Source organism: Treponema sp., from assembly GCF_024696245.1.
GTDB lineage: Bacteria > Spirochaetota > Spirochaetia > Treponematales > Treponemataceae > Treponema_D.
In genome coordinates this window covers 21111-28639 of the sequence record NZ_JAILGZ010000134.1, presented here as the reverse complement: position 1 = coordinate 28639, position 7529 = coordinate 21111, and the positions used below count along the sequence as shown (strand labels likewise).

The following is a 7529-nucleotide window of genomic DNA, read 5'->3' as shown; positions in this document are numbered from 1 at the left end:
ATTTCTTCCCCACCTTCTTCGTAAACATAGCAGGGAATAAGGCCTTCTTTTTCTGAACAGGCATTGCACCATACAACGGCGTCATACCAGTTAATCATTGTTACAGGCTGGTACATATTTGACTGCCCCGGGATTTTACCCCTTAAGCCCTCAGAACCCGCCTGTCCCGGATTCTGAAAGAAATAACCGTTTTTTTCTGCCCACATGCGTACTTCATACCAGTATTTATAGGTAACTTCAGTACGGGACATATAAAAAGGCTCAACATGGCGCTTGGCTGTATAAGTCTGAGCACCTTCTCCTATTAAATAGTCACCACCACTAAGGAGTACAAACTGTCCATCCTTAAAGTTTTCGTCTGCAAAAGCAAAGGCCGATGTGAGTAAAGCCAGAAATACCAGAATCTTTTTCATCTTTTTTTCTCCGCAAGTTTGTCCTGCTTTTTTATAAAACGGCGCTGCTTTCTGTTTGCCCTGCGCTGTTTTATGGAAACACGGCGGGATTTTTCTTCAAAGGAATTAATCTTCCTTTTCATAAAGAAGAACCAGCCCCATAAAGAAGTAAGTACGGAAATACCAAATACTGCAATTGCCCCGGTCCACTTATAGCCTGTACCTGAACCCCATGGAAGTGGTACGTTTGCACCAAAGAAACTTGTTACAAGGGTAGGAAGCATAAGCACAAGGTTCCATGCAGTCATGGTTTTCATAACGATATTAAGGTTATTGCTTAAAACAGTGGCAAAGGAATCGTTCATGGTAGACATAATGTTTGTATAGGTGTCCGCCATTTCCATAGCCTGTCTGTTATCAATTTCTACGTCATCAAGCCAGTCCTGGTCTTCTTCGTCAAGCTTAAGAATCTTAGTCTTACGCATCTTTTCAAGAAGCATCTGGTTTGTTTTAAGTGAAGTTGTAAAATATACCAGGGATTTCTGAATATTAAGAAGCTGAATCAGCTCCCTGTTTTGTACAGACCTGAGCATTTCCTGCTGAATGGTAGTAGCCCTGCGGTTAAGTTCCTTAAGGTAACGGAGGAACATTAAGTCTGCACGGGCCATAAACCTGATTGTAAAGGCCGGAAAGTCGTTAAGGGACAGATCTTTAATACGATTGGCTGCAAAATCCTTAAGAACTTCGCAGTTAGTCCAGCAAATGGTTATAAAAAACTGTCCTGTAGTAATAATACCAAGAGGAGCCGTAAAGTAACTTACATCATCACTGGGATTAAAAACAGGAAGCTTAATAATCGTAAGGTTATAGTTATAGTCTTCGTTTTTTTCTACACGGGAAAGTTCATCCGGGTCAAGAATATCAAGCATGTTTTCCGGATCAATATTGAACTTTTCTTCAAGGATTTTTATTTCATCCCTTGTAACAGAGCGGGCATCTACCCATGTCTTTTCTTCTGAATTCAGCTTTCCTTCTTCTTTCTGAACAAGTTTTCCATTTTCCTGCTGCCAGAATGTAATCATAACCCCACCTCAAAATCATGCCGGAAGATTCTTTACAAGCTTAACCATATAAAGCTCAATATAGTGCTTTAAGGCCGGATGATTCTTTATCTGCATCATACTTGGCGAACTGACAAGGGATTCTGCAAGACTTTTTATTCGGTCATATGTAAAAGCCTCTGATCTTAAAGAACGAAGGGTTTTTCTAAGATAGTCACGGATAAGATTATTTACGTCTTCCGTAAGATTATCATGATTACGCTTACCAATACGGTCATTCCATTCACCAACAAAGCTTTCCAGCTCGCGGTCAAGGGTACTTTCTGCCGGTACCAGTATTTTTTCTACATCCGAAGCTGCCTTACGTAATTCACGCTTACGGGATTTTTTAGGGTCAAAACTGTCTGCCGTATCAAGTTTACGGACTTTTTCTGTTTCTACAGCCCTTTCTTCATCTGTAAGGGTACGGGTAGCTGTCTTCTGAGGAGCCTTTTTTACTGTTTTTTTAGCAGCAGGCTTTTTTGTAAGAAGCTTCATAATCCATGAAATAACAGGAACCCCATACCAGAAAGGAAGCTTGATTCTGGCATCTGCATATATTTCTGCACGGCTGAGCATAAGCATTTCGCTGAATGGCACCAGCATACCGTCACGGTAAAGGGCAACCCTGCCCGGAGTACGATCATCAAAGGCAATTACAGAAAGGAAAGTAGAATTGAGCAAACCATAAAGAATTGGCTCACAGCTGCTTAATTCCCTTTCAAGGCAACGTTCAAAAGCTGCAGTTTCCTTCATTTCCGGAAGGGTTTCAAAATCCAGCAGCACCTTGTACCACTGTTTAACAAGACTTTCCCTTATAAGAACACGGGCATCATTGGTAAGCCTGATAATAAGAGGCATTACCTTTTCCTTACAGATAAAATAGCCTTCATCTTCTGAAACCTTAAAGATAAGAAGGTTTGGAAGTTCATTAGCCTGGGCATCTGTAGTAAGAAAATCAAGATGAGCCTTAAGTTCGTCTTCTTTATACTGACCAAGAAGAAGAACACCTGTAGGGTCCTTCATCTTAAGGATATCTGCCATTGAATGGTAATAAGGCGGATTTTTAAGAAGCCTGTCCAAAAGCTCAAAAGCTTCGTTTTTTACCTGACGTTCAGAAGCCTTTGACTTGTAATAGGAAGTTGCAATTTCTGCTATGGCAACAGCCTGAAGGATATTCATGTCTTCAGGAGTAAAATCCTTAAGTTTTGTATAGTCCTGTTTAATAAAATAAAAGAGCTGACTCCAGTAATAGAAGGTTTCTCCTGTATCTTTAATAACATCAAGGGCAGCTTCCGGCTTTGTTACAAACTGAGTAAAGAAACTCTTAATTGAAAGCTCTTTTCCAGGATTGGAAATAGAAAGCTTCTTAAGAAAATAGTCATGGGATTCACCCTTGGCAAGAAGATGCTGAAGCTTGGCCAGGGCTGAACTTATAAGAACCTGTACTGAAACATTTGAAGGAAAGAGTATGGAAGGCACACCCTTATCAAAAACCAGTGTATAAAGAATCCTGTCACTAAGTTCCTGTTTATCAAGAAGTTCATAAATTGTATCCAGGGCAGAAACCTGGGTAAGTATGGATGTAGGACAGTTTTTAGGAATATCTGAATAAATTGGATAAGGCACAGTTACCGTAGTTTCTATAGAGCGGTAAATGGCTGCATAATGTTCAACAAGATACGGAACTACAAGAATATGATCCTTATTGTGAATTGATGTAATTACAGCCTGCTTCTGGCCCACAAGATGCTGAATCTCTTCATCAAGAGTCTCCAGATAGGAAGCCCCGCAATAAACAACCAGGTCTGCATTTTCAGACATATGATGCTGGGCATAACGATGAATGTAATCCGCAAACTCATTATATTCAACAAATGGAGATTTCTGTTTAGATGTATAATACTTTAATAAAGTCAGAATATTCGCAGTTGTAGCCATAGGATTTATTATACATGAATTTTCCCATGGTGACTAGGTTTGAGGCAACAGGTCTAAAGAAAGAAGAATAAAAAAAAAGACTGTCTCACAAATATAAGACAGTCATTAAAAAAAACTAAAATCAAACTGAATCTTTAAGAAGGGATCCGAAGTTTTTAAGGTAATCAACAAAGCTTATGTAAGCAAGAAGAACACATACCGCAAAGAAACCGTATCCTGTATATCTTGCATATCTCATTACGTCATCACCATATTTACCAAGAAGCCTTACTAAATCAAGACGGTACATACCTTCCTGAGCAAGGGCAACAAAACAGCTTACTACATAAAAAACGGTCTTAAGTTTACCACCCTTTCTGGCAGCAATTGCTGTTCCCTTTTTTGCAGCAACCATTCTAAGGAAGTTCTGGCCAAATTCACGATAAAAAATCAGTACGTAAAAAATTACCGGCATGTAACCAGAAAAAACAAAGCAGGTAAACATAGACATATGAAGAAAAACATCTGCAAAAGGATCAAACATTTTTCCAAAATCGCTTACTTCGTTATTTTTACGGGCATAATTACCATCAAAGTAGTCTGTAAGTTCAGAAAGTGCAAGAAGGGGAATCATCAGGCATACAGAAATAATCGATAAAAGACTACCATCCTTTGCCCCCAGCCATTCCGGACAAAAATATATAAAGAAAAGCACAGGCGCAGAAATAAGTCTGGCCAAGGTAAATTTATTCGATGTCTTCATATCTTTTATTATACCGATTTTCCCCATTCAATTACAATACAAAGACTCAATTAAAACCTATGTGAAATTTCTTTGAATCCTGAACCACACTTACAGCAGACTTAATGATACAGTCCGGAAGAAGTTTTGCAGCAAGAGTAAGGGCATGCTCTACTACCCCGTGAGAATCAGCTACTCCCTGCAGGGTAATGATTTTACCGCTTTCATCTACATCTGCATGGAAGTAATTAATATTTACCCCGTATTCAAATATAAGGGTATTAACCAGTCTCTGAGTCTTAAGAAGATTCCTGCACATAGAAGAACCCTCTTCGTTCATACGCTCAGTAACATGGCTTTTTACAAGTTCTTCCACAATTGATGTTACAGTTGGAATAGAAAGAATACCTGTGTTTACCGTAAGAAGGAAGTTTCTGGGATCATCATTATCTACGTCAAAGAAGCTTTTATGAAACCCCTTTCTGTTATTATCACTTTCCGTAATACGGGCAAGGGCCTGTTTTTCATCAAAGCCAAACTCCTCCTGCAAACGGTTTATCCTTACGCTGTTATCTGCATAAAACTTAAGGGGAACAAGGGAAGGCAGTCTCTGAAGGATTACAAAGGCGCCCCTTCCAATAAGAATGACATTTCCCTGGGAAGCTGCATCAAGAACAGCTACCTGAAGATAATTAAGGTATTCATCCCTGTCTTTTGTAAGGTTTGCAAAAAAACCGGGCTTACGTTCATCATATTTTGGAAGCTTTTTTTCCGGAAAACCAAGCTCTACTATCTTTTTTTCTATGGTTTTGCGGTCAATAAATTTGTAATTAAGGCGTTCTGCAAGGGCAATAGCAATCTCATCACCTCTTGCGGCAATCTGTCTTGTAATAGTAATAACTGCCATAGTTTTCCTCCTTTTATTTATGTATACTTAAATTATAATATGTAAAAATGATTTGTCAAAATTCAAGGAGAATCTATTATGGCAGACGAAAATCTTATATGGACAGAATGTGACAGAAGGGAAGTTTACAAAACTCCTGTTTTTACTGTTACAGAAAGGGACAGTAAAGGGCCGGACGGTCAAAAAGGTACATTTATTGTAAACGAAGCCAATGACTGGGTTGTAGTAATCCCTGAACATAATGACAGTTTTCTTATGGTAAAGCAGTGGCGTCACGGAGAAAAAGCTTTAAGTATAGAGTTTCCCGGAGGAGTTATAGAAAAAGGTGAAGATCCGGCAATAGCCGCAGCAAGGGAGCTTAAGGAAGAAACCGGTGCAGAGGCCGGCAGTCTCATTCACCTGGGAAGCCTTAACCCAAACCCTGCCCTCTTTTCTAATCACGTACATATTTACCTGGCAAGAGACCTGACTTTTTCTAATAAGCAGGAGCTTGATAAAGATGAATTTGTAAGTTACAGGGAAGTTACTAAGGAAGAAGTCTTTAAAAATCTGGCTTCTCCACTATACCAGCATGCCCTTATGACAGCTGCAGCAGGACTTTACCTGATATACACAAAGACTGAATAAAAAAGGCAAAAAAAAGCCTGTCTGCATTCACTTTTAGAAAAGCAGACAGGCTCTTTTATTTTAAACCAGATTAAAATTATTTAGCTGGTTTGTATGGTTCGTATTCAACATCCGGGCTGTAAACACCATCACGATATTCACCAGTAATAGAAGGGATTTCCATCTTCATACCTGGAAGAATAAGGTTTGGATCACTTGGCTTAGGAAGCTTTGATTTGTTTGCTTCGTAAAGGTTTTCCCAGAGGAAGGGGTTGTTGTAAACATAAGGACGGCCTGAAATATTCCAGAAACAGTCTTTATCTGTTGCCCATGGGCGAACGATGTAATACTTAGGAAGTGGTGTAATTTCGTAGATTTCTGCAAGTGTTTCAAGAACAGTCTTTGCAAGTCTTTCTGCACCTTCATAATCTTCTGCTGTATAAGCACCTTCTGCCTGTCCGTAAGCCTTTACTGCAGCTTCGTAGGCAATAGGAAAGTTAACGTCACCATGAATCTTTTCTACATAGGCAATCTTTTCCTGTGCAGCCTTCATAGCCTTGTCAGCATTATCCTTTGCAAGCATGTGGCGGATATATTCTTCAGAAAGAGCAGCATTTTCTTCTGCTTTCTTTGCATATTCTTCTGAAAGGGCATATTCACCTGCATCAAGAGCTCTCTGAGCCTTAACTGTGTATTCCTTTGCAAGTTTCTGATATGTATTGTTTTTGTAGCTGGCAGCAAATACTGCAGAAACAGTAAGAGCAGCGGCAAGAATCAAAGCAAACTTTTTCATTATTCAGCCTCCTCAGCAGGTTCTGCAATATCTGAACTAACTTCTACGCTTGAGTTTTCTGCAGCAGTAAAGTCATCGGCTTCAAGAAGCTGGGCATTTTCATCTTCAATACCCTCTACTTCACCATCACCAAGAGGATGCTGAGCATCTGCTTCTATAGCTACGTTTTCACTTTCCTGAACTCTGGCTTTAGCAGCTTCAATAGCAGCCTGAGCCTTGGCACGCTTGTCAGCTATATCGTTATAAAGACCGTTAAAGCTGTCCTTTGCCTTTGTGTAGTTTGTAAGGGCACCTTCCGGATTACCTGTTACGTAATTAGAATCACCGTCCTTAAAATTCTTAACGGCAGCATCATAATCAGTTTTACGGCTAACAGAAGCCTTTACACTGTCTGCAAGTTTCTTTGCTTCATAAGCAGCTGTTCTTTCTTCTTTTGCAAGAGCCTTGAAAGCTGAATCAAGAACTGCATCAAAAGATTCGTCTGCAGACTGTGCCTGCTTAAGACGGTTTGCTCCAGGAAGAAGGTTTGATTCAGGTTTGCTTAAATCTGCAAGAGTTTTTGCACCTCCATCATAGGCAGCCTTGTTATATTTTGAATAATCAAGGGAATCGATTCTGTCTTTTTTAGCCTTAGCCTTTGCATATGCTTCAAGGGCAAGGTATCTGTTATTCAAATCAAGAAGAACATCCGACATATCACCTGCATCACTTTCTGCAAGTGCTTTCTGAGCTTCAAGAATAGCATCAGCAGCTGCAAGACCTGCAGCATCTGCATCTTCTGCTCCGGCTGCAATGGCAGCTTTTCTTGATTCCTCTACTTTTGCAAGAAGTTCTTTATTGGCATCTGAATAATCTCCAGATGGTTCTTCCACAGCAGGTTCTTCAACAACAGGCTCAACTGGGGCAGCTTCTGGCTCCGGTGTAGATCCGCAGGAAATAAATGCCATTGCGGAAACCGTGATTGCACACAAAGCCAACATTCTGACTTTTTTCATAATTCCTCCATAAAAACTGAATCCCTTAAGGGGGTCCAGAACTTTCTACCGAATTAGTCTATTATATCTTATAG

The 7529-nt window shown here is 39.9% G+C and carries 8 protein-coding genes; 1 reads left to right on the top strand and 7 read right to left on the bottom strand.

Translation table 11 applies throughout. The annotated features are described in order from the left end of the window. From K6D58_RS09805 to K6D58_RS09785, 5 genes are all read right to left on the bottom strand, one after another. Positions 1 to 413 (bottom strand): SUMF1/EgtB/PvdO family nonheme iron enzyme (locus tag K6D58_RS09805; RefSeq protein WP_296830200.1); only part of this gene is annotated, 413 nt, incomplete at its 3' end. Further along, positions 410 to 1474, bottom strand: coding sequence for a magnesium transporter CorA family protein (locus K6D58_RS09800; RefSeq protein WP_296830199.1), 1065 nt, complete (start codon positions 1472 to 1474; stop codon positions 410 to 412). The genes K6D58_RS09800 and K6D58_RS09805, both read right to left, overlap by 4 nt. A 15-nt stretch (positions 1475 to 1489) precedes the next feature. Continuing rightward, entirely contained in the window at positions 1490 to 3433 is a 1944-nt protein-coding gene (locus K6D58_RS09795) for a hypothetical protein (protein ID WP_296830197.1), read from the bottom strand. A 121-nt stretch (positions 3434 to 3554) separates the two neighbouring features. Continuing rightward, positions 3555 to 4175: a CDP-diacylglycerol--glycerol-3-phosphate 3-phosphatidyltransferase gene (pgsA, locus tag K6D58_RS09790; protein WP_296830195.1), complete on the bottom strand. Its 621-nt coding sequence runs from the start codon at positions 4173 to 4175 to the stop codon at positions 3555 to 3557. Between the two features lie 46 nt (positions 4176 to 4221). Then, entirely contained in the window at positions 4222 to 5061 is an 840-nt protein-coding gene (locus tag K6D58_RS09785; RefSeq protein ID WP_296830193.1) for a cytidylate kinase-like family protein, read from the bottom strand. A 78-nt stretch (positions 5062 to 5139) separates the two neighbouring features. Between K6D58_RS09785 and K6D58_RS09780 the strand changes: the two genes are divergently transcribed. Then, positions 5140 to 5688: an NUDIX hydrolase gene (locus tag K6D58_RS09780; protein WP_296830191.1), complete on the top strand. Its 549-nt coding sequence runs from the start codon at positions 5140 to 5142 to the stop codon at positions 5686 to 5688. Positions 5689 to 5764: 76 nt separating this feature from the next. Here the strand turns inward: K6D58_RS09780 and K6D58_RS09775 are convergent, their stop codons facing one another. Both K6D58_RS09775 and K6D58_RS09770 read right to left on the bottom strand, forming a co-directional pair. Next, positions 5765 to 6460: a LysM peptidoglycan-binding domain-containing protein gene (locus K6D58_RS09775; protein ID WP_296830190.1), complete on the bottom strand. Its 696-nt coding sequence runs from the start codon at positions 6458 to 6460 to the stop codon at positions 5765 to 5767. After that, a complete protein-coding gene (locus tag K6D58_RS09770; protein ID WP_296830188.1) occupies positions 6460 to 7455 on the bottom strand; it encodes a hypothetical protein in 996 nt (331 codons plus the stop codon). The genes K6D58_RS09775 and K6D58_RS09770 overlap by 1 nt, the downstream gene beginning before the upstream one ends. Positions 7456 to 7529 lie beyond the last annotated feature (74 nt).